General features: G+C 53.3%; 1 protein-coding gene. It reads left to right on the top strand.

The genetic code is table 11. The features are described from left to right. Positions 1–225: sensor histidine kinase (locus BWI93_RS27685; RefSeq protein ID WP_369679107.1), on the top strand; the 225-nt coding region annotated here is incomplete at both ends.

Raw genomic sequence — 225 nt, 5'->3', positions numbered from 1 at the left:
TAAGTCCGTGCTGGAGATGATGAATCGGCAGACCAATCACCTGGTACGCATGGTCGATGATCTGTTGGATGTCAGCCGCATTAGTCAGGGTAAGATCGAACTCCGCAAAACGAACGTCAGTTTAGACGAGCTAGTCAATCAGGCCGCGGAATCCGTACAAGCGGTAGTCGAGCAGAAGCAGCAGCAGTTGACGGTGAGTCTGCCGGCTAGTCCGGTTGAGATGGA

Source organism: Siphonobacter sp. BAB-5385, from assembly GCF_002261125.1.
Lineage (GTDB): Bacteria > Bacteroidota > Bacteroidia > Cytophagales > Spirosomataceae > Siphonobacter.
The sequence above is the reverse complement of the archived record's forward strand: the minus strand, read 5'-3'. Positions and strand labels throughout refer to the sequence as shown.